General features: G+C 43.2%; 20 protein-coding genes, 4 tRNA genes and 1 riboswitch. Of the genes, 20 read left to right on the plus strand and 4 right to left on the minus strand.

Annotation, left to right across the window (positions count from 1 at the left end; translation table 11 throughout):
* Positions 1-21: 21 nt before the first annotated feature.
* Both thiC and ABZP31_RS00885 read right to left on the minus strand, forming a co-directional pair.
* A complete protein-coding gene (thiC, locus tag ABZP31_RS00880) occupies positions 22-1,914 on the minus strand; it encodes a phosphomethylpyrimidine synthase ThiC (RefSeq protein WP_005017112.1) in 1,893 nt (630 codons plus the stop codon).
* Positions 1,915-2,003: 89 nt separating this feature from the next.
* Positions 2,004-2,130: riboswitch (TPP riboswitch) on the minus strand.
* A 66-nt stretch (positions 2,131-2,196) separates the two neighbouring features.
* Positions 2,197-3,261, minus strand: coding sequence for a hypothetical protein (locus ABZP31_RS00885; RefSeq protein ID WP_248135019.1), 1,065 nt, complete (start codon positions 3,259-3,261; stop codon positions 2,197-2,199).
* Positions 3,262-3,622: 361 nt separating this feature from the next.
* Between ABZP31_RS00885 and ABZP31_RS00890 the strand changes: the two genes are divergently transcribed.
* Positions 3,623-4,975: a TolC family outer membrane protein gene (locus ABZP31_RS00890; RefSeq protein WP_248135020.1), complete on the plus strand. Its 1,353-nt coding sequence runs from the start codon at positions 3,623-3,625 to the stop codon at positions 4,973-4,975.
* Between the two features lie 99 nt (positions 4,976-5,074).
* Positions 5,075-5,797, plus strand: a complete 723-nt coding sequence (gene phoU, locus ABZP31_RS00895; RefSeq protein ID WP_005017107.1) for a phosphate signaling complex protein PhoU — start codon at positions 5,075-5,077, stop codon at positions 5,795-5,797.
* A 529-nt stretch (positions 5,798-6,326) separates the two neighbouring features.
* Here phoU and ABZP31_RS00900 read toward each other — a convergent pair.
* Both ABZP31_RS00900 and argH read right to left on the minus strand, forming a co-directional pair.
* Complete coding sequence (locus ABZP31_RS00900; protein ID WP_248135021.1) at positions 6,327-6,599, minus strand: oxidative damage protection protein; 273 nt, start codon at positions 6,597-6,599, stop codon at positions 6,327-6,329.
* Positions 6,600-6,628: 29 nt separating this feature from the next.
* The gene (argH, locus tag ABZP31_RS00905; RefSeq protein ID WP_010700193.1) at positions 6,629-8,062 is read right to left on the minus strand and encodes an argininosuccinate lyase; all 1,434 of its coding nucleotides are present in this window, start codon (positions 8,060-8,062) and stop codon (positions 6,629-6,631) included.
* On the opposite strand from argH, the gene ABZP31_RS00910 reads away from it, so the two are divergent.
* The 18 genes from ABZP31_RS00910 to ABZP31_RS00995 all read left to right on the plus strand — a co-directional run bounded on the left by ABZP31_RS00910 (position 8,053) and on the right by ABZP31_RS00995 (position 22,418).
* Positions 8,053-9,192, plus strand: a complete 1,140-nt coding sequence (locus tag ABZP31_RS00910; protein WP_248135022.1) for a sensor histidine kinase — start codon at positions 8,053-8,055, stop codon at positions 9,190-9,192. The two genes, argH and ABZP31_RS00910, sit on opposite strands and share 10 nt — an antisense overlap.
* 68 nt (positions 9,193-9,260) lie before the next feature.
* On the plus strand, positions 9,261-9,998 hold the full coding sequence (locus tag ABZP31_RS00915) for a LytTR family DNA-binding domain-containing protein (protein WP_005017100.1): 738 nt from the start codon (positions 9,261-9,263) through the stop codon (positions 9,996-9,998).
* A 102-nt stretch (positions 9,999-10,100) separates the two neighbouring features.
* The gene (gene hemC / locus ABZP31_RS00920; RefSeq protein WP_248135024.1) at positions 10,101-11,021 is read left to right on the plus strand and encodes a hydroxymethylbilane synthase; all 921 of its coding nucleotides are present in this window, start codon (positions 10,101-10,103) and stop codon (positions 11,019-11,021) included.
* Positions 11,022-11,026: 5 nt separating this feature from the next.
* A complete protein-coding gene (locus ABZP31_RS00925; RefSeq protein WP_034683639.1) occupies positions 11,027-11,809 on the plus strand; it encodes a uroporphyrinogen-III synthase in 783 nt (260 codons plus the stop codon).
* Positions 11,806-12,654 (plus strand): hypothetical protein, encoded by an 849-nt coding sequence (locus tag ABZP31_RS00930; protein ID WP_248088803.1) that lies wholly within the window; start codon positions 11,806-11,808, stop codon positions 12,652-12,654. Before ABZP31_RS00925 ends, ABZP31_RS00930 begins: the two co-directional genes overlap by 4 nt.
* Before the next feature lie 9 nt (positions 12,655-12,663).
* A complete protein-coding gene (locus ABZP31_RS00935) occupies positions 12,664-13,857 on the plus strand; it encodes a heme biosynthesis protein HemY (protein ID WP_248123202.1) in 1,194 nt (397 codons plus the stop codon).
* A gap of 9 nt (positions 13,858-13,866) precedes the next feature.
* The gene (locus tag ABZP31_RS00940) at positions 13,867-14,304 is read left to right on the plus strand and encodes a thioesterase family protein (protein ID WP_034685838.1); all 438 of its coding nucleotides are present in this window, start codon (positions 13,867-13,869) and stop codon (positions 14,302-14,304) included.
* A 166-nt stretch (positions 14,305-14,470) separates the two neighbouring features.
* Entirely contained in the window at positions 14,471-14,797 is a 327-nt protein-coding gene (locus ABZP31_RS00945) for an H-NS histone family protein (protein WP_005017085.1), read from the plus strand.
* A gap of 165 nt (positions 14,798-14,962) precedes the next feature.
* A complete protein-coding gene (gspN, locus tag ABZP31_RS00950; protein ID WP_005017083.1) occupies positions 14,963-15,706 on the plus strand; it encodes a type II secretion system protein N in 744 nt (247 codons plus the stop codon).
* Positions 15,706-16,548, plus strand: coding sequence for a type II secretion system protein N (locus ABZP31_RS00955; protein ID WP_034685839.1), 843 nt, complete (start codon positions 15,706-15,708; stop codon positions 16,546-16,548). The genes gspN and ABZP31_RS00955 overlap by 1 nt, the downstream gene beginning before the upstream one ends.
* Before the next feature lie 41 nt (positions 16,549-16,589).
* Complete coding sequence (gene gspD, locus ABZP31_RS00960) at positions 16,590-18,845, plus strand: type II secretion system secretin GspD (protein ID WP_034685841.1); 2,256 nt, start codon at positions 16,590-16,592, stop codon at positions 18,843-18,845.
* A gap of 65 nt (positions 18,846-18,910) precedes the next feature.
* The gene (locus ABZP31_RS00965; RefSeq protein ID WP_034685843.1) at positions 18,911-19,570 is read left to right on the plus strand and encodes an FHA domain-containing protein; all 660 of its coding nucleotides are present in this window, start codon (positions 18,911-18,913) and stop codon (positions 19,568-19,570) included.
* A gap of 55 nt (positions 19,571-19,625) precedes the next feature.
* Positions 19,626-20,297 carry a phosphoglycolate phosphatase gene (locus ABZP31_RS00970; RefSeq protein ID WP_034671389.1) on the plus strand — a complete coding sequence of 224 codons (672 nt, stop codon included), beginning with the start codon at positions 19,626-19,628 and terminating at the stop codon, positions 20,295-20,297.
* A 117-nt stretch (positions 20,298-20,414) separates the two neighbouring features.
* Positions 20,415-21,908, plus strand: coding sequence for an anthranilate synthase component I (trpE, locus tag ABZP31_RS00975; RefSeq protein ID WP_034685844.1), 1,494 nt, complete (start codon positions 20,415-20,417; stop codon positions 21,906-21,908).
* Between the two features lie 98 nt (positions 21,909-22,006).
* A tRNA-Thr gene (locus ABZP31_RS00980) sits at positions 22,007-22,082 on the plus strand.
* Positions 22,083-22,130: 48 nt separating this feature from the next.
* A tRNA-Tyr gene (locus ABZP31_RS00985) sits at positions 22,131-22,214 on the plus strand.
* Positions 22,215-22,251: 37 nt separating this feature from the next.
* Positions 22,252-22,327, plus strand: a tRNA-Gly gene (locus ABZP31_RS00990).
* 16 nt (positions 22,328-22,343) lie between these two features.
* Positions 22,344-22,418, plus strand: a tRNA-Thr gene (locus ABZP31_RS00995).
* Positions 22,419-22,455: the final 37 nt, after the last annotated feature.

Consider the following 22,455-nt stretch of genomic DNA (forward strand, 5'->3'; position numbering starts at 1 on the left):
CTCAAATGTTTTTTTAGAAATTTAGACTTTATGATAAAGCTTCTGGCCTGCCTCATGGTAAGCCGCCTTCATCGTTTCAAAGCCTTCTTCTACCTGCTGTGCTATTTCGAGTTCCTGGTTCTTTGCCTGATTCTGGGCATAATCCCGGACATTCTGGGTAATTTTCATTGAGCAGAATTTTGGACCACACATTGAGCAAAAATGAGCTGATTTATGTGCCTCTTTGGGTAGGGTTTCGTCATGCATACTGCGGGCTGTATCAGGGTCCAGACTCAGATTAAACTGGTCATCCCAGCGAAATTCAAAGCGGGCTTTGGACAGAGCGTTATCACGCACTTGGGCTCCGGGATGGCCCTTAGCCAGATCTGCTGCATGCGCTGCAATCTTGTAAGTGATAATCCCGTCTTTTACATCTTTTTTATTTGGAAGCCCCAAGTGTTCTTTTGGCGTGACATAACACAACATGGCAGTACCGTACCAGCCAATCATGGCGGCTCCAATAGCCGAGGTAATATGGTCATATCCCGGAGCAATATCGGTAGTCAGCGGCCCTAATGTATAAAATGGCGCCTCCTTACATACTTCAAGCTGCAAATCCATGTTTTCCTTGATCATATGCATAGGTACATGACCGGGGCCTTCAATCATGACCTGCACATCATGTTCCCAGGCACGTTGAGTCAGCTCGCCTAGAGTTCGTAGTTCATTAAACTGCGCTTCGTCATTGGCATCCTGAATACACCCCGGACGCAAGCCATCTCCCAGACTGAAAGAAACATCATAGGCTTTCATGATTTCACAAATTTCATCGAAATGGGTATACAGAAAATTTTCCTGATGATGGGCCAGGCACCACTGTGCCATAATCGAGCCGCCACGCGATACAATACCGGTCAGACGCTGAGCAGTCAGTGGAACATATCGCAGTAATACGCCAGCATGAATAGTAAAGTAATCAACACCCTGTTCAGCCTGTTCAATCAAGGTGTCTTTAAAAATTTCCCAAGTCAGGTCTTCGGCTACTCCATTTACTTTCTCCAGCGCCTGGTAAATTGGAACAGTTCCAATCGGTACCGGTGAGTTACGGATAATCCATTCCCGGGTTTCATGTATGTTTTTACCAGTCGACAGATCCATAATGGTATCGGCGCCCCAGCGGGTTGCCCATGTCATTTTAGAAACTTCTTCATCAATTGATGAGCCCAGAGCCGAATTCCCGATATTGGCATTGATTTTGACCAGAAAGTTACGACCGATGATCATCGGTTCAATTTCTGGATGATTAATATTGGCAGGAATAATGGCCCGACCTGCTGCTACCTCCTGACGCACGAACTCTGGCGTGATTTCACGTAAATTCTGTGCACCGAAGTTCTGGCCACTATGCTGTCGGGTGTCAACGCCGTGACACTGACGCTGATTTTCACGAATAGCAATATATTCCATTTCTGGCGTAATAATACCCTGTTTTGCATAGTGCATCTGGGTAACATTTTTACCTGCTTTGGCACGACGGGGCTGTGAGATATGGGCAAAGCGGATTTCGGCAGTAGTAATATCTTTTAAGCGCGCCTGTCCGAACTCTGAAGAAAGCTGGTTCAGGACTTCGGTGTCTGCACGCTCTTCAATCCATCGTTTACGTACATCTGGCAGGCCCTGCTTCAGGTCAATCTTGATTCTCGGATCGGTATAAACACCCGATGTATCGTAGACCATAACTGGTGGGTTGTGTTCACCGCCTAGACCGGTTGGGGTGTCGGTCAGACTGATTTCACGCATGGGAACCTGAATGTCGGGACGTGAACCTTGTATATAGACTTTTCTTGAAGCAGGCAAAATACGGGTCAGTTCTTTGGCTTCTTGCTCATGCTGACTAGATAAAGGTAAAGAAGAATGATTCGTTAACTGGTTCATGTACATGATCCTTATGAATGATATCAACGAATCAAGCACGACCAAAAACGGTGGCAGATTTATTCTGTAAGAATAAAAGAAGAGCTTCAGTTTTTAGATGGCTTGATTCCTACGCAGGTCTTAACCTGATCAGGTTCAACGGTACTCATGATCAATTCCTGAAAAAAGGAATTACATGATCTCAGCGAGTAATTACTCGCGCTCCGTCAAGCATGTAAAGATCTTAGCATGGATTTTCAGAATGAACAGCCATGCTTGAAGTAACAATGTAGTTCTTTGGTCTTAATAACTTATACAGACAGCATCACTAAAACAGTCACGATATTGGTAACGTGGGGAGTTGGCATAAGGGTCACGTAACTGAACATATTTTTCCAGCTGCCGTAAGGTCAAAATATTTTCCTGTCCTGAAAGACGTTCCGGTGCAGTCAGCTGAACTTTTATTTTCTGATTACGCTGGGCGGGTGACATCTCTACAAATTCTAAAAAGCGTTTGGCCTGGGCGGCCAGTTCCGAGTCGCGCTGTTTAGCAACTTGCTGAATCACAGTCAGTGCATCTGGCCGTATAGAAAGCTCACCAGTATATGTATCAGAGATTGGGGTGTTATTCATACCTTTAAACAGGAATGAGGTATAAAGTGAAAGCAGCAGTCTGGCATCATCTATAAAGCTGCTATTCGGATATTGCTTGACATAGCTTTCCCAGAACTGTGCACGCTGTGCGATTTCATCCCAAGAAATTGTCAGTGCGCCATCACGCAGAGGACTCTGCTGGTTCTGGCTAGCCAGTGTTTCAATAAAGATTCGCTCGGCAGTCGGTAAATAGGGGGCAAAAATCTGTGCCAGATATTGCGGCTGGCGGCGATAACTGAACATGCCTTCTCCACCATCATACAGCTCATAATATACTTTGCCCTGATGCTTGAGCAGGTACTGATCACGCGGTGAAAATTTTTCGGTATAACTCTGCTGTAACGTTGGATGAGGTGACTGGTTAAAAGCATAGTCTTCAAATGCCGTCTGCTGTTCAGGAGTACGCTTAACTGTCAAAAAGCGCTGATACATGGCATTCGAAGCTTTGAGAATCTGTTTTTGCTGTTCAAATTTTAGCTGTGGCAAACAGGTTTTAATTTGTGCATTGACTTGATCTAAGGCCTCTACTGTACTTTCCGAATTAATTTTCTGCATCTGTTCTGCCAGGTTCAGGCAGCGGGTATCATCCTGTTGTGGAGCAATACGGGTAGGAGGCGGCGTTTCTTGCTTGGCTGTTTTCTCCATTTCGGGCTTCTGGCAGCCAGCCATAGCTAACACCAGCAGGGATAGAGAAAGATAAGCAAGAGGCTTCATACGTTTTTTCCTCCAAGGCGGGGGACTACTTGACTCAGGTTGTATGATGCGTGAGCAAGACAACAGCGTACTAAGAGCGAGCAAACTAGCAGAATATGGTTGATGATGATTATCTTTAAAAACCCAGTAAAAGCTGTAGTATTGTTTAAATTATTTGTAAGCAATATGTAGTATGAATTTAGGCAAGATAGCTGGATTTTACTATATTCTTACCCTATTGAAACTGCCTGAAGTCAAGAACTGGGAAAATTTAATAAAAATCATACTTAAACTTGGCTATTCATGAGTAATATGGCATACCTGAAAACTGTCCTGAAAAAGATAGTTCGGTTTTTTGCGGTGTAGATGGGCATTTAAAAAAATGAAGAAAAAAATTTTCCTGAGCCTGTTTTTTCTAGCTACAAGTCCACAGCTTTATGCGCTTGATCTGGTAGAGGCTTATCAGCGTGCCAAACAGTCAGACCCAAGCTGGCAGGCCAATCTTTACCAGTATCAGGCAGATCAGCTTAATCTGGGTATTGCGCGTACTAATTTTTTGCCGACAGTCAGTGTCAGCGGTAATATTACCCGTAAACATCAGGGAAGTGACCATAGCAATAATATGACCATTCCAGGTTTTGAAAATTTTGGTGATGCCTTGATGTCATCGACCTCTACCACGAAGCAAATTTCGATTACGGCACGTCAGCCCTTATTCCGTAAAGATGCCTGGGAGGGTTATAAACAGGTACAAACCTCCGTACTGCTGAGTGAAGTACAATTACGCCAGCGCCAGCAGGACCATATACTCAATGTGGCTGAGAGTTATTTTAATGTCTTACGTCAGCAGACACTGACCAGTTCCCATTTACAGGAAGAGAAAGCATTATTAGAGCAGCTGGAAATGATGAACGCCAAGTTACGTGAAGGACTGGTTGCCCGTAGTGATGTCAGTGAAGCCAATGCCCAGTATCAAAATGCCCGGGCCAACCGGATTTCAAGTAATGTACAGTTACTTCTGGATCAGGAACAGCTGGCACAACTAATTGGGCCATATCAGGAAAGTCTGGCGGTGCTTCAAGAAAATTTTAGCTATCAGCAACCTTATCCGGCTAATTTGCAAGAATGGACTACCTTGGCACAAAATCAGAATCTCTCAGTACAGCAGGCACGTTTGCAACAAAAATATAATGATGACCAGCGCCGGATTGAACGGGCAGCCTTATATCCGCAGCTTGAAGCAGTAGCTACCTATGGCTATACCAAACAGTCACAGGAAACACTCATCTCTGGTGATGGTCAGTTTGACCAGATTGGCGTGGAAATGAACTGGAATCTTTTTAATGGGGGACGCACACAACAAAATATACGAAAGGCTACAGTCGATATCCGGCGTACTGAAGCAGAGTTGGAAGCTGCTGTCCGTAAAAGTACAACTGATGCCAAACAGGCCTACCTGCAGGTTCAAACTGACCAGAATAAATTAGAGGCCCGTAAGGCCGCGATGCAATCATCCGAGCTGGTATCACGTGCTTCACGTGCCCAATATAATGAAGGTTTAAAAACTATAGTAGATGTATTGCTGGCTCAGCGTAATGCTTTTTCTGCCCGGCAGGATTATGTAAATGCACAGTATGATCATCTGATTAATATATTGCGTTTGAAAGCCGCCGCAGGTCAGCTCAATGAACAGGATTTGCAGGAAATGAACAGCTGGCTGGTTGAAAAGTTTTGACAGCTATTCATAAATGAACTGTCATCAAAGTTTCATCATAGCTATGCTTTAATACAAGATGCATCAGAATTTTCTTTTTAGCTGGCTGGAGTCTTTATCTTGAGCTTGAATAACCCTGTATTAAGTCACCATATTTCTTCACAGTTTAATGAAGAACTGCAAGGTGTTACGACTAAATTTATGACTATGGGCGGTCTGGTCGAGCAGCAGGTGGCCAATGCAATACGGGCTTTGCTGGATACAGATACCAATATGGCTATCGACGTACAGTTTCAGGATAACGTAGTAAACCGTTATGAACGGGAAATTGATGAAGGGTTAACCCTGATTCTGGCACGCCGTCATCCGGCTGCGATTGACCTGCGTATGGTGATCGCGATGAGTAAAGCAAATACTGACCTGGAACGGATTGGAGACGAAGCCGCAAAAATCGCCCGTATTGCCCAAAACTTATGTGAAGAAGGCGGATCGCCACGGGGTTATATGGAAACCCGGCATATTGGCAATCAGGTGCGGGTTATGATTCATGATGCACTGGATGCTTTTGCTCGGGTCGATGCTGAGCAGGCGCTTAAAGTACTTTTAGCCGATGCCGATATCGATCGTGAATACCAGTCAGCCACCCGTACTCTAATGACTTATATGATTGAAGATCCACGCCATATTTCCCGGGTACTGAACGTAATGTGGGTATTGCGCTCACTTGAACGTATTGGTGATCATGCCCGTAATATTTCGGAACAAGTAATTTATATTGCAAAAGGACTTGATGTACGTCATACCAGCCTGGATGAAATTGAAGAACACGTACAACGTCGCTAAACAGACGTTTTAAAAAGTGAAAAGGCCCGGGGAAAGTTTCCCGGACCTTTGAGTCAAGAGTAAGGAAAAATCATCACATCCTGTACCCATTGCAATTTTTAATTATTTTTCTATGCTCACCTAGCTTCCTGCTTGGCTACAACTTTAGTCTAATGGAATTAAGTAAATATCGTAGAAGTAAAAATCTTATATCACTGTAAGCTAAAGCTTATACAAGAGTAAGCAAAAAATTAAATATAGAATAAAAAAAGTCCCAGACTTTGGGGGAAATCTGGGAACGAAAGAGGAGCTCATTCAAAATTTCACTTATGCAGAATTCATCAGAGCTTTATATAAGTTTTCTTAAAATCAGTATAAGAAGTTCAGGTTTATTACTCATTATAGTTCATGTGTTTTGATGTGAAGGGCATGTAAATTAAGTTAATATAGTGTAATTAATTGCTTTAAAAATAAGCTTTGTCTTTATTTATTAAAAGTATAAATTGAACAGCAATATCTTGACCCACTCTAAAGTGGGTCAAAAAAAAGATTAATTTTCTGGTTTCCAGCCCTCAGCTTTTTCTACACTTGCATCATTAGTGAAAAATTTTTCACGTTGCTCTTCAAGAAATTTTTTTGCGTCGGGTTCAAATACATTCAAACGCTTTTCATTAATGAGGGTGGTCTGGTGCTGTAACCATTCCTGCCAAGCCTGTTTAGAAACCGTGTCAAATAGTTCCTGACCTCTAGCGCCGGGGAAGGGCGCAAATTCTAACCCTTCCATTTCTTTTTGATATTTACGGCAAAACACCTGTCGAGACATATCAATACTCCAAAGTTAAGATATAGCGTTTAAGCATAAAGCTTTTCTAAACGCGCATGCGCACGATCAATAGCTGCTTCTACTTGAGCCGGGGCCGTACCGCCAATATGGTTACGCGCATTTACTGAAGCTTCCAGAGTTAGTGCTTTTTCAAATACATCTGCCTGAATCAGGTCAGAGAACTGTTGAAGCTGTTCAAGGCTAAGTTCAGAGAGATCCTTACCTTCCTGAACGCCCAGAGCCACTGCTTTACCTACGATTTCATGTGCATCGCGAAAAGCGACTCCATTTTTTACTAAGTAGTCCGCAAGGTCTGTTGCAGTAGAAAAACCGCGAAGGGCTGCTTCACGCATGATATCGATATTGGGTACCAGAGCTGGAATCATGTCAGCAAATGCCATCAATGAACCACGTACGGTATCAATTGCATCAAATAATGGCTCTTTATCTTCCTGATTATCCTTGTTGTATGCTAATGGTTGGCCTTTCATTAGGGTCAACAGGCTCATCAGGTCACCATAGACACGACCGGTTTTACCACGTACCAGTTCAGGAACATCGGGATTTTTCTTTTGTGGCATGATTGAAGAACCCGTACAGAAACGATCCGGGATATTAACGAATTTGAACTGCGCTGAAGTCCATAGAATCAGTTCTTCGGACATGCGTGATAAATGCATCATGATTAAAGATGCAGCAGCATTAAATTCAATCGCAAAGTCACGATCCGATACGGCATCTAACGAGTTTTCAGCAACTGTTTCAAAACCCAAAAGTTCAGCCGTATATGCACGGTCAATTGGATAAGTTGTACCAGCAAGTGCCGCAGAACCTAATGGCATGCGATTAACGCGCTTGCGGCAATCAATAAGACGTTCAGAGTCACGAACCAGCATCTCAAACCAGGCCAATAAATGATGACCAAAAGTCACAGGCTGTGCGGTTTGTAGATGGGTAAAACCGGGCATGATGGTTTGGGTGTTTTTAGCCGCCAAACCCAAAATGCCTTTTTGTAATTTTTCCAGCAGATCTAAAATGGCATCAATTTCATCACGGACATAAAGACGGATATCAGTTGCGACCTGGTCATTACGGCTACGGCCGGTATGCAGTTTTTTACCTGTAATGCCGATACGCTGGGTCAGGCGTGACTCGATGTTCATATGTACATCTTCAAGGTCAATGCGCCACTCAAAATTTCCTGCCTCAATATCTGCTTTAATGGCAGTTAGACCTTCAATAATGTCATCACGTTCCTGTTCGGTCAGTACTCCTACTTTGGCAAGCATGGTCGCATGAGCAATTGAACCGGCAATATCCTGTTTATAAAAACGTTGGTCAAATTGTACAGATGCGGTAAATTCAGCCACAAAAGCATCGGTAGCTTCGGAAAAACGGCCGCCCCACATACCGGAAGTCTGATTCTGGGCAGGCGTATTGGAGGAATGAGAAGATGTGGTCATGTCGGCTCAGCAAAATAAAAAAGAGTATAGCAAATTCAACAGCGCTTGCCGAAGCACAGCGTGATAATTCCGCAATACCATCAATAAATAACCGGAATAATTTATATTCTTTTACAAAGCGTGGACGCTGGCAATATCTAATCGAATTAATTCTGGTCAGTACGCTGTTGTCACTGATCCTTATTCTGGCAAAAGCGGGAACATGGCAAAACCTTCAGCTTGGCCAATTGGCACAGTACATTTTTTTTATTCAATGGGTAGTATTGTGTTTTACTGCTTTGGTAGATACCTGGCAAAACCAGTTCAGACAGCTCAGCCATTTTTATGCCTTACTGTTCGGTTTTCTGCTACTTCAGTGCATTGTTCTTTTATCTACCTTCAGTCTGAATGTGCTGAACTATTGGGGCAGTCATTTGAGCTGGACGGGAATAGATTCCGATATTTTATTTAAAGATATAGGTTTAAATCTCAGTTTTGGGATATTGATGGGAGTTATCTTTCTACGTTATCTGTATATGCGGGAACAATGGTTCAGACAGCAAAGTAGTGGATTAAATGCCCGTATACAGGCCATGCAGGCACGTATTCATCCGCATTTTTTATTTAATAGTATAAATAGTGTAGTAAGTCTCATCAGTACAGACCCTGACAGGGCTGAAACAATGCTGATCAGCTTGTCCAAACTTTTTCGTGCCAGCCTGCAAGACCTCAAGCTGGTCAGCTTACAGCAGGAAATTGACTTGTGCCGGCATTACCTTTCAATTGAGCAGATGCGGCTGGGTGAACGGCTCCAGGTAGAGTGGAAAATAGAAAATACTCACTCTTTAAATCAGGTTTATATTCCACTTCTGACCTTACAGCCTCTGATTGAAAATAGTATTTTCCATGGAGTTGAAAGTGTCTATACTCAAGGTACCATCGGTATACTGGTTGAAATACTTCAAAATCAAGTTACTATAGTCATTACCAATCCTTACTCTTTAGATAAAATAACATTACGTAAAGGTCATGGTATTGCTATAGAAAGTGTACGGGAGCGGTTACAGGCCTATTTTGGACAGTCTGTACAGTTTCAAACTTTTGCCGGTGAGGGGATTTATACCACTATCGTGCAGTACCATTATAAATAAAAGAATAAAACCAGAGTCCAGATCAACATATATAAATTAAATGAAGTTGGTCTAGACAAGGAGAAGAAATGGATATCCTGATTTGTGATGATGAGCCATTGGCCGTCGAACGCTTATCTCGTCTGGTTACCCAGCTCGGGCACCATGTAGTCGCTACAACATCAAGTGGTCAGCATACGATTGAACTGGTCCAGCAGTATCAGCCTGATGTGGTATTGCTTGATATTCAAATGCCGGAAATGGATGGTTTGCAATGTGCTGAACAGCTAAACCAGCTGGACCTTATGCCGGCGATTGTCTTTTGTACGGCTTATGAAGATCATGCATTGGAAGCTTTTAAATCAAGTGCGGAAGGTTATCTGCTCAAGCCCATAGAGGTCAGTGAGCTGCAGCAGGTTCTGGACAGGCTGACCCGTTTGAACCAGGCACAAATGTCGGGCCTGAAGCAGAAAGATATAGATACGGCAAAATTACAGCGCCAGCAAATTACTGCAAAAAGTTATCGGGGTGTTGAGCTGGTGCCTGTGGAGAACATTTACTATTTCTTAGCTGACCAGAAATATGTCACAGTACGTCATAAACATGGCAGCATTTTGATTGATGAGACCTTAAAAGAACTTGAACAGGAATTTTCGGAGAAGTTTATCCGGATCCATCGTAATGCACTGGTATCTGTTGACTATCTGGATGGGCTTGAGGTTGTGACTTCCGGACAGTATCAGGTACGCTGCCGTGAACTTGACGAGCGGCTGGCCGTAAGCCGTCGCCATTTACCTGGTCTGCGTGAGCGGATACAAAAGCTTTAAAGAACTAAAATAGGACGGTTTTATCGGCTTTGGACGATAATTTACTTGCATTTTTAGGGGATCACGTTAAGTTTAAAGGGACTTTTTAACGCCTGAATTATGATGATGACCTTAAAAATTGCAACCCGTAAAAGCCCTCTAGCGCTCTGGCAAGCTGAACATATTCGTGCCCGTTTGCAGGAACTTCACCCTGGCTTGACGGTAGAACTGGTCACGTTTGTAACCCAGGGCGATAAGATTCTTGATACTCCTCTGGCAAAAATTGGGGGTAAGGGCCTGTTTGTAAAAGAACTTGAAGCTGCCTTGCTGGATGGACGTGCTGATTTGGCAGTGCACTCGATGAAAGATGTACCTATGCATTTGCCAACAGGGTTATCGTTACCTGTGATCTGTGAACGTGAAGATCCATGTGATGCTTTTGTTTCAAACCATTTTGAAGGCTTTAAGCAGTTACCAAAGGGGGCAACAGTCGGGACGTCAAGTTTACGCCGTAAAACCCAGATTTTGAAAGCCCGTCCAGATCTGAATATTCTTGATTTACGTGGTAACGTGGGTACGCGTCTGTCTAAACTTGATGCAGGTGAGTATGATGCGATCATTCTGGCTAGTGCTGGTTTGAAACGTCTGGGATTGAGTGAACGCATTAAACATACCCTATCTCCGGAATTAAGTCTGCCCGCTGTTGGCCAAGGTGCGCTGGGACTAGAATGCCGTACAGATGATCAGGCCATACTTGATCTGATTTCTCCACTTCAGCATGAGCAGACAAGTATATGTGTACGGGCAGAGCGAGCATTTAATAGTCATTTGGAAGGAGGGTGTCAGGTTCCGATTGCTGCTTACGCGACTCTGGAAAATGGCCAGCTCCAGCTTGAAGGCCGTGTAGGAAGTGTGGATGGCTTAATATTACTTTCATCTCAAGTTTCAGGACAACCGGAACATGCTGAACAGTTGGGGATTGAATTGGCAGAAAATTTATTGTCACAAGGTGCTGGCGAGCTGTTAAAAGCCCTTTATAAGTAAGTTTTATGCTATTTATTAATACCCGCCCGCAAGAACGCAGTCAGGCATTAAGTCTTGCCTTACTGCAAGCAGGTCATCAAGTACTTGAGCTGCCTTTACTTGAACTGACACCAACTGCTTACTCACTCCAGCTACAACAGCTCTATCAGAGTCTGCCATTCTGTCAGGTAATTGTAGTAGTGAGTCCTGCAGCAGCAGATATTGGAATGCAGTATCTTCAGCAAAGTGGCATCAGCCTGAACGATTTAAGACAATTACAATGGATAGCGGTAGGCCAAACCACAGCTGAACACCTGAAACATTACGGTATTTCCAGTCAGGTCCCTAAACTTGAGACTTCAGAGGGGATGCTTGAGCTTGATGTATTCAGACAATTTGATGACCTGCACAGTGTAGCATTCTGGCGTGGAGAAGGGGGGCGCCAGTTTATGATGCAAAATCTGCATCAGCAGGGAATAAAGGTTTTGAACTTTATTTTATACGAACGGTCCTGCCCGACACAAAGCATTCATGATTTTTCTAAAGTTGCAGCACAGATTATACAATACGGAAATCAGGTGCTGGTCCCTATTACTAGTGAAGCCAGCTGGTCTAACTGGCTGGATTTATGCCAGAATCAGCAGTCTGTTTTGCAGCTATGTCATTATCTGGTGCTGGGAGAGCGTTTATATCAGTTGATACACGGTTATAAAATCCAGCATCAAGCCAAATTTCAGGTTTCAAAAATAGAATATTTAAAACCTGAGGTCATACTCCAGTATATTGCAGAGTTGCAAGGGAAATTATGAGAAAGTTTTTGTTCTGTATAATCATTCTGGCGTTGGCTTGGTTGGCAAAAATTAGTTATGACCTGTTTCAGGTTTCCCGCCAATTACCGGAAGTAGAAGCCAGTTTGCATCGAACTGAGCAGCTCAATGCAAGCCTCAACGACCAGGTAGTAGCTCTGCAGCGCCAGATTAGCCAGATAGCAGTGACTACCTCCACTAATCCCTCTCAGTCTCCCCAGCAGCAGTCAATTCCGGCCGTTTTGGCAGAATTTAGCCCGGTCGCATTAATTGGTGAACGTTTAGAGCTGGTTCAGTTTGCTGTCCGGCAGCAGCAGTATGTGTATGCGCTGGAAAAATTATCAGAACTGGATCGTGATTTACATGGCTATGTACTGGCACCTGAACTCAAACAAAGTCTACATCAGGCGATTCATACAGATCAGTTAGCGATTCAACAGTTCGTGCAGGCTAAAACTCGGCAACAAGAATCTTTAGATGCACTGTTGTTAGAAACTGACCAGTTACTGAAGCAGGCCATACAGCAAAATAATTTAAGTCCTGCCAAGATTCAGCCGCAACATTTCTGGCAGCGCTGGTTGCAGATTGAACCGGTTCAGCGTCCAGGAGCTATATTGATGAATCGGCAACTGGTTCTCAAAGAGGTACAGCTAAGGCTGTTACTGGTAAGACAGTCACTTATGCAGGGGCAATATGCAGAATACCAGCAGGGCTTGGATGATGTAATTAAACAGCTGAATCAGTTACCCGACTATGACAGCCAGCAGTTAAAAAAACGTTTAATGAATATGAAGTATCTGCCAGTCATACCAAATCCGAAACTTGGTGCTATGACATTACTGGGTTAAGGGGGCAGTATGAAACAGATTTTTCTTGCTTATACACTGGTTAGCTTACTGGTTCTGGCCTTATTAAGTGTACTAAGTTATGGCTACGGTGCTGGTTATGTTTATGTGCAATGGCGCAACTGGCAAATGCAGACCAATTTATGGATATGGCTAGCTTTACTGGCAATATTCGGTTTGATTATCCAGCTGGTCTGGCTACAACTAAAACGTTATCTGACTCGGGAACAGCGTAAAACAGAAACTGTACTTGACTTCAAAACCTTACATCCTTACGAGCAGTTGGGAGTGATTTGGCTGTTACAAGCGGAACGGGACCAGCAGTTATTTATTCAACGGGTCTTTTCTCAATCAGGTCTATTAAGAGGAGTGATTGAATCACGCTTATTCTTAAGTAATGCTGAGACAGACCTTGCATTGAAAAGCTTGAATCAGGCATCTCCCCATGCATTTGAACTGGCAGAGCTACAACGGATTGAAATCTTTTTGCATCAGCAAGATCCTGAACAGGCATTAACTCATCTTGAATTTTTGAGTCAACATGCTTTGTCTCCCTGGTTACAACAAGTGGAAAGTGCCTATCAATACAGGATTAATGAGCTCTGGGGGGAATTCGCAGTTCAGTATCCATGGCTCTACTTGCGCTCCAGCAAATATGGTCACTTAAGTCACGACTATAAAAAACAGTGGCTACAGCAACTGCTGGGCCAGTTTGACCAAGCAACTCTTGATGATCTGCAAGCATTGCAGCAACGTTATCTGGACATGGCAGATCAGATACAGAACCGTACACGTGACATTCAGATTCTATGGCTTAAGTTACTGGCACGTATGCCTGAAATGAGTCAGCAGCATGAATCACTAGCCAATTTACTGCTGGCTGATAATTTTGATCAAGATGTTTTCTATTTATGGTTTCAGCAACAATTACTTAAGCAGCAACCTGACTATGAATATGTCGAGCAGCGTATTTTATTTTTAGAAAACAAGTACCCAAGTATCCCTATATTAACTTTTGCAAAATGGCACATATATCAAGCAACTGACCGTGCATTGGAGGCAGAGCAGTTACTTGAACTCTATCCAGATAATATATTGATGATTTATTTAAGGATCAAAACAGTATTTAAAGGAAATGAGGATTTAATCCAGCAATTAAATCTGGTTTTTGAAAATGATGCTAATTTTATGCAGTTAAAGATTTAAGGAATTAATATGACCAAATTAACAGATTACCCAGTAATTTATGAACAGAATGTTGCTTGGGGAGATATGGATGCATTTGGGCATGTCAATAATGTAATTTATTACCGTTATATAGAAAGTGCCCGTATTTGTTATCTTGATGTCTTGAATATACTCAAGCTTGATATTAATACTGTTGTGGCTTCAAGCCAGTGTAAATACCTTAAACCGGTATTTTATCCAGATCAGTTGAAAATTGGCGTCAGGGTTGAAGAGATTAGGAATAGTGCCTTTCGCATGAATTACCTGATATGGAGTAGTGTCCAACAACAAAATGTCGCTTTAGGAGAAGCAGTAATTGTTTGCGTAGATAAAGAGAATATGCAAAAGACACTCATTCCTGAAATAATAAGAGAAAAAATCATTAAGATTGAAAAAACTGTTAAGTATGATTTAAATAACCGATGATTAGTTTTATTAAATAAAACCTCCTATTTCATATTAATTTGGCTATGTTGAGTTATTGTTATTAATTTAATTAAATAGTCTTGATAATTGTATTTAAAATACATAATATGAGTTTGAATATTAATTCAAATAAATATGATTAACCTGTGTTGCGGAGCCAATATTAATGAAGCCAGATATTAGTGAACTTTCGGTAGAAGATCTCAAAAGATTACAGCTTGAAGCCGAAGCATTAATCGCCAGCAAAAAAGATCAAGCAGTAGATGAAGCTTATGAACAGGTTTTAGAAATTGCTGAAAATGTGGGTCTGACTATTGAACAGTTGCTAGAATTTGGAGCGCAAAAGCGCAAGAAAACAACACGTAAATCAGTAGAGCCACGTTATCGTAATACTGAAAATCCTGAAGAAACTTGGACAGGACGTGGTAAGCAGCCACGCTGGTTAGTAGCAGCCCTTGAAAAAGGTGCAAAACTTGAAGATTTTCTGATCTAAGTTTCATCGAACTGTCATTCGACTGCCTTAGAATGTTAAAAAAGCCAAGCATGAATGCTTGGTTTTTTTATAGCAGTGAATTGGCGAGGTAGAAAAATTATGCATAATGGGACGCAGGGGAGAAATATAGTTATAGGAAAAAAATTAAATGTTGGTTATTGCTGAATGAATAAAAGAACGAAGCAATTAACGTGGTGGATATTTGCAGTCCTGGCGTTTTTATTATTTGTAGTGTTACAGATACCTGCTGCCTGGATTATTTCAAAATTTTCAAAAGATAATCAAACCTTGCAAAATGTCAGCGGTAATATCTGGCAGGGCCAGGCAGACTGGCATAAAGATAAATTGCGTGGATCAGTCAGCTGGAAAACCAGGCCTCTCGACTTATTGCTATTACGCTTGGGAGCAGACCTGGAAATTCATAGTGCCAATACAAAGCTAAATGGTACAGTGGCCTATGGTTTAGGTAAAAAAATAATTATTCAAGAGATGAAGGGCCAGATAGCGCCAGAAACCTTAAAGACCTTAGTAGACTGGCAATGGCCAGCCAATAGTATTCAGCTTCAAAATATTAATTTACGTTATCAGAAAAATGATGGCTTTAGCGATGCAACTGGCCAGCTGCAATGGGCAGGCGGACAACTCCTGTATAGCTTGGGCTCACGGCAGGACCGAATGAATATACCCTCTTTAAAAGGAGAGATTCAAGACGACGGTGGAAAGCTCATCTTTAATATACAAGATCAGCGTGGACAGAAAATGGCAAATCTGGTTCTTGACCCGGACATGATGCTGGATGTGCAACTAACCCAGCGTCTACTCTTGAATGTCCCTTCTTATGACGGTAAAGCTGGACTTGATACCTATGTGATTAGCTCCCGTCAGCCTCTATTACGGGGCAACTGGTGATGAAAACCTATCTGAATAAACTCCAGGATATTTCCTGGTCTAAACTGGACCGGGCTGGACCGTTCGTGCTGGCATTATTAATTCTGATCTTTTGCTGGAAGCTGGCAGCGTTGTTCTGGTGGGTGGTAGCACCGTCACAAGGCATACAGTTTGAGCGCGTCATGCTGGGCTCACAGCAGCCACAAGTTCCAAATATTTCTTCATTTTCGTTGTTTTACGAGCCAGGTCAAAGTGCTGCGGCGAATACATCTGCTGAAAGTTTAAATATAGAGTTGCAGGGTGTGGTCATTGGTTATCCAAGCCGTTATTCCTCAGCTGTAATTAAAGTAGACCAGATTGCAGAGCGTTATCGGGTTGGAGAAACCATTGCTAATTCTTCATTTCAATTGGCAGAGGTTTACTGGGACCGGGTGATATTGCGTCAACCCAATGGTACATCTCGTGAAGTTCAGTTTAAAGGAATTGAAAATGGCCTTAACCAGCCAATTGTGCCACCTGCTGACCCTGCCACTTCGGCAGCTCCTTCGCCATCACCTGCAAATTCTTCTCAATCTGCTTTAGGACAGGCGATACAAAAAATTCAGGAAGACCGTGAACAATATTTGCAGGAAATGGGTGTAAGCTCGACCGGTAACGGTTATGAGGTCACCAGCCGTACACCGGCTGCACTGCGCAGTAAGCTGGGTTTGCGCCCAGGTGACCGGATTATGTCTTTAAACGGTCAGCCTGTCGGCCAGGGACAAAGTGATATTCAGTTACTTGAACAAGCCAGACGTGAAGGGCAAGTCAAAATAGAAATAAAACGTGGTGATCAGGTGATGACCATCCAACAAAGTTTTTAAGTGGGGATACCTCACAGTAGTGTTAGGAAAAATAACAGGCTATGGCTTTATTACAACATCATCGTCCACTTTGGGCTTTAGTGGCTGCAGCACCAGTCATCGCTGCTATAAGCACTGCAGCCTATGCACAAACCTGGAAAATTAATCTGCGTGATGCAGACCTGACTGCTTTTATCAATGAAGTCGCCGATATTACAGGGAAAAATTTTGCAGTTGATCCACGGGTCCGCGGAAATGTGACGGTCATCTCTAATAAGCCACTCAATAAAAATGAAGTTTATGACCTGTTCCTGGGTGTATTAAATGTCAACGGTGTAGTGGCAATTCCATCAGGGAATACTATTAAACTGGTTCCAGATAGTAATGTAAAAAGCTCAGGTGTTCCTTATGATGCACGACGTAATGCACGTGGTGATCAGGTGGTCACCCGGGTAATCTGGCTGGAAAATACCAATCCCAATGACCTGATACCGGCTTTACGTCCATTAATGCCACAGTTTGCACATCTTGCTGCAGTGGCAGGAACAAATGCTCTCATTGTCTCTGATCGTGCCAGTAATATTGCGCAATTAGAAACAATTGTCCGCAATCTCGATGGTACCGGGCAAAATGACATTGAAGCAATTACCTTGCAGTCGAGCCAGGCAGAAGAAGTGATTGGACTGTTGGAGTCCATGAGTTCAACGGGCGCTGCTAAAGATTTTAGTGGGGCACGGGTAAGAATTATGGCAGATAACCGGACTAACCGTATTTTGATTAAAGGCGATCCGGCGACACGTAAACGTATCCGGCATATGATTGAGATGCTGGATGTACCCTCAGCAGACCGTCTGGGGGGACTTAAAGTATTCCGCTTGAAATATGCCAGTGCCCAGAACCTGTCCGAGATCCTGCAAGGACTAGTGACCGGGCAGGCAGTAAATAGCAACAGTAATTCAAATAATTCTGGTTCCAGTAATTCTATTAATAACCTGATTAATAATACCGGCACTAATAATCAGGGCAGCACCGGCTCTGGAATTTCTACGCCGGGTATTAACCTCAACGCTAACACTAATTCCGGGCAAAATCCGATCAGTAGTTTTAATGCGAACGGGGTTAGTATTATTGCGGATACTAACCAGAATGCTCTGGTGGTTAAGGCTGATCCCCAGCTGATGCGTGAAATCGAATCAGCAATTCAGCAACTGGATATACGTCGCCAGCAGGTTCTGATTGAAGCCGCAATTATTGAAGTTGCTGGTGATGATGCAGATCAGCTTGGGGTGCAGTGGGCACTCGGTGATATCAGCAGTGGAATTGGCTTGGTTAATTTTACAAATGTAGGAAGCAGCCTGGCCAGCCTTGCTGCTGGCTATCTGGCTGGTGGTTCAGCACTTGCTAATGCAGCCAGTAACTTAAGAGGTTCATCACTTCTTTTAGGTGACTATCGTGAAGGTGCTGATGGCTCACGACGTTTGTATGGCGCCCTAATTCAGGCCTTAAAGGACAATACCAAGTCTAATCTGTTGTCCACACCTTCTATTGTTACCATGGATAATGAAGAGGCTTATATCGTTGTCGGCCAGAATGTCCCGTTTGTTACCGGTTCAGTGACAACAAATGCAAATGGTGTAAATCCTTATACAACTGTGGAACGTAAAGATGTTGGTGTGACTCTAAAAGTTATTCCACATATTGGTGAAAATGGTACTGTCCGGCTGGAGGTGGAGCAGGAAGTATCAAATGTACAGCCTAATAAAGGACAGGCTACAGACTTGGTTACCAGTAAACGTGCAATTAAAACAGCAGTCTTGGCTGAACATGGTCAAACAGTTGTACTCGGTGGACTAATCTCAGATAATTCTATTTATAGTCGACAGGCTGTACCGGGTTTGGGGGCTATCCCGGGCATAGGCCGCCTGTTCCGGTCTGACAGCAACAGTAATGAAAAGCGAAACCTGCTGGTATTTATCCATCCGACCATTGTCGGCGATGCTAATGATGTACGCCGATTAACGCAACGCCGTTATGATCAGCTTTATAGCTTACAGCTGGCTATGGATAAAGACGGGAATTTCGCCAAATTGCCTGAAAATGTAGAGGATGTCTATCAGCAACGTTTGCCAGTTCCTGCTACCTCTGATAAACCTAATGTGTACAAGCAGCTTTCTTCAGGGGGTGTTACTCCTGTGGTAACGACGACTCCTGTAGCGATTGAACCTGCTATTGGGCAACGTAGTGTAGCTTTGCCTCAACCGGAGGTAGAACGTACTAAAAATACAGTAACTACAACTACTCTGCGTCCTGCTTCTTAACAGACAAGGCACGGAACATGAAATAAGGCATGTTATGATATAAAAAAACCACAAGAGATGAGTTTATGACTTGGAAATTACAAGCAATTACAGGTGATATTACGGGGCAGGAAATCAGTATTACCCATGACATGCTGGTGGGCCGGCATCAGGACGCTGATGTATTGTTACAGTCTGCGGAAATCTCCCGCCGCCATGCTGCCCTGCTGTTAAAAGATCAGGGACTTTGGGTACAAGACCTTAATTCATCCAATGGCACTTTTGTTAATAATGTCAAGATTGACCATGAAACCTTGCTAAAAGATGGTGACATTCTGCAATTTGCCAGCCTTAAGTTCTCAATTTTGGCACCTGTAGCAGATGCAGTGCAGGATGATGAGCCAGAAGTTGAAATGGAGCCAGTGGTTGAGTCTACCGAGTCAGTTATGGTTGAAAAAACTGCTGCAGAGCAGATGAACGAGCAAGGTATGCCGAGCCTGACTGAACGTGCAGAAGTTCCGGTTAGCCGTGAAGGGATGCCGCAGCGAGTAGATATTCCTAAGCCAGCGCCAATTCCTGAAACTGTCCAGCCTAAAGTGCAGCCGGAACCTCAGTCCGTGCCACTGGAACAGCCTGTATCACGTGTTGCTGAAGAAAAAGAGCAACAGAAAAATGCATCAGTAGGCTTAATGACAGTGATCGTGCTGATTATTCTGGCAGTAATTGCATGGGTATTCTTTAAATAATTATATAGTCACATTCATGGGCATGCTCGCATGCCTTTTTATCCGGATAAAAAATATGACAGTTGCTCAACTTACAACACGCAATTTAATCCTGTTTGATCTGGATGGAACGCTGGTAGATTCAGCCACTGATCTGTTTAGAGCGATGAATATTAGCTTAAATACCCTGCAACTCCCGATGGTTACAGAACAACAGATTCGGCAATGGGTAGGTAAAGGTGCATCTAAACTATGTGAAGACGTATTACTTAATCTTCTGGGTGAAGTTGAACCGAGTCAGCATCAGCAGCTCTACGCAGAATTTTTAGAAGTATACGCTGCTGGTATTTGTGTGGACAGTAAGCCATTTCTTGGAGTAATTGATTTTCTTGACTATGCCGTCCGGCAAAATATTACTTTGGCTTGTGTGACCAATAAACCACAAAAACTGGCTGAGGCCTTGCTCTATGAATTAAGGCTGGACCAGTATTTTAAACTGGTGGTCGGTGGTGATAGCTTGGAACATAAAAAACCGCATCCTCTACCTCTACTGCACTGTATGGATGTTCTCAAGAGTAATACGAAACAGACACTATTAATTGGTGATTCAAGCAATGATATTGAGGCAGCGCGCCGTGCAGGGGTTGATTGTATTGTCGTAAGCTATGGTTATAATCATGGTGAAGATATTCATGACTCGGCTCCACAGCAGGTCGTAGATGATTTAAGAGAATTAATTGATCATTGAAAAAGTTTAGAAAGTGAAGGATACAACAATGGACGACAGTATGGTTTTTCGATGGCGACATAACATAGCTTTAAAGCCTGATGCCTAACTTACCGAAAAACAATCAAGAGTCCCTGTATGACCACCCTAAACCAGTTTGAATCACTTAAACATGCCGGCTATAACCTGATCCCTGTTTACCGTCAGCGCCTGGCAGATACCGAAACTCCGCTGTCCGTATTTGCGCGTTTAAAACACCATAGTCAAGCTTATCTGTTTGAATCAGTTGAGGGGGGTGAAAACTGGGCCAGATATTCAATGATTGGCTTGGGTGAATCTGTAGTATTTTCTTGTAATGAGGGAGAACTCACTGTAAAAGCTGCTGATGGCCAGCTTACCACCCAAATGTGTGATGATCCATTCCAGTTTATTCGAGACTTCCAAGCTCAGTTTAAAGTACCTGATGCGCAGTTGTTACCCGGATTGCCCGGTTTTACAGGAGGGCTAGTCGGTTATTTTGGCTATGATGCAGTGCGCTATATTGAACCCAAGCTCAATAATATGCCGCAAGCAGATCCAGTGGGCTTGCCAGATATATGGATGATGCTGTCAAAAACAGTCATTATTTTTGACAATCTTAAAGATACGCTATTTCTGATTGTGCATGCAGATATCAATGATCCTGAAGCCTATCAGCGCGCGCAGTTACAACTCGATCATCTGGAAGAGACACTGAATACACCAATCAGCTTGCAGGCTTATCCACACACCCCACCACATTTTGAGTCTCTCACCGGAAAAGATAGATTCCTTGAGTCGATTGAGACAGTTAAGGAGTATATCCGGGCTGGTGATGTAATGCAGGTAGTGCCAGGTCACCGTATGGTATCTGAGTTTGATGGAGAGGCGTTACAGGTTTATCGTGCATTACGTCACCTTAATCCGTCACCTTATTTATTTTTAGTACAAGGCCAAACTTTAACTGATGGCAAGCCCTTTCATGTTGTAGGTTCATCGCCTGAAATTCTTTCTCGTCTGGAAAATGGGATAGCAACTGTACGGCCACTTGCAGGAACCCGTCCGCGTGGTAAAACCAAGGAAGAGGACTTGGCGCTTGAACAGGACCTTTTATCTGATGAAAAAGAGATTGCCGAACATTTAATGCTGATTGATCTGGGGCGTAACGATATCGGTCGAGTCTCACAAATTGGTAAGGTACAGGTGACGGACCGCATGGTTATTGAACGCTATTCACACGTCATGCATATTGTTTCAAATGTGCAAGGTGAAGTAAGTGAAGATATTGATGCACTAGATGTATTTAAAGCTACTTTTCCGGCTGGAACACTTTCTGGCGCCCCTAAAATTCGTGCAATGCAAATTATTGATGAAGTCGAGCCAGTTAAACGTGGGATTTTCGGTGGGGCTGTAGGTTATTTGGGATGGCATGGTGAAATGGATATGTCGATTGCCATTCGAACTTGTGTGATTCGTGAAAATAAGGTTTATGTACAGGCTGGAGCGGGGCTGGTCGCTGACTCGAATCCTGAATCTGAATGGAATGAAACTCAAATAAAAGCTCGCGCAGTGATCAAAGCGGTTGAATTATCATCAAACGGATTGATTTTATGAGTTTTTGAGAGTTTTTTTTAAAAAAACTGTTGCATGCCTGCGAAGTTTTGCTAAACTGCACACCGTTCCGATACGAAACGTACGAAACACTAAGAAGCGCCGGCATAGCTCAGTTGGTAGAGCAACTGACTTGTAATCAGTAGGTCCACAGTTCGAATCCGTGTGCCGGCACCATCTAAAGTGTGTAAGTTTGTAGAGGAAAGCACTGAAATAAGTGCGATTGGTGGGATTCCCGAGCGGTCAAAGGGAGCAGACTGTAACTCTGCCGCGTAAGCTTCGAAGGTTCGAATCCTTCTCCCACCACCAACTTTTACTTTAAATGTAGTGGTCAATTACCAACAATGCGGGAGTAGCTCAGTTGGTAGAGCGGTAGCCTTCCAAGCTGCATGTCGCGAGTTCGAACCTCGTCTCCCGCTCCATTTAAAGCTAAATTTCGCTCTTATAGCTCAGTGGTAGAGCACTCCCTTGGTAAGGGAGAGGTCTCCAGTTCAAATCTGGATAAGAGCTCCAGATACAGTTTAGTAGATTTTTCTACAAAGTTTTTAAA

The sequence above is a fragment of the Acinetobacter sp. FL genome (assembly GCF_040744925.1).
GTDB lineage: Bacteria > Pseudomonadota > Gammaproteobacteria > Pseudomonadales > Moraxellaceae > Acinetobacter > Acinetobacter radioresistens.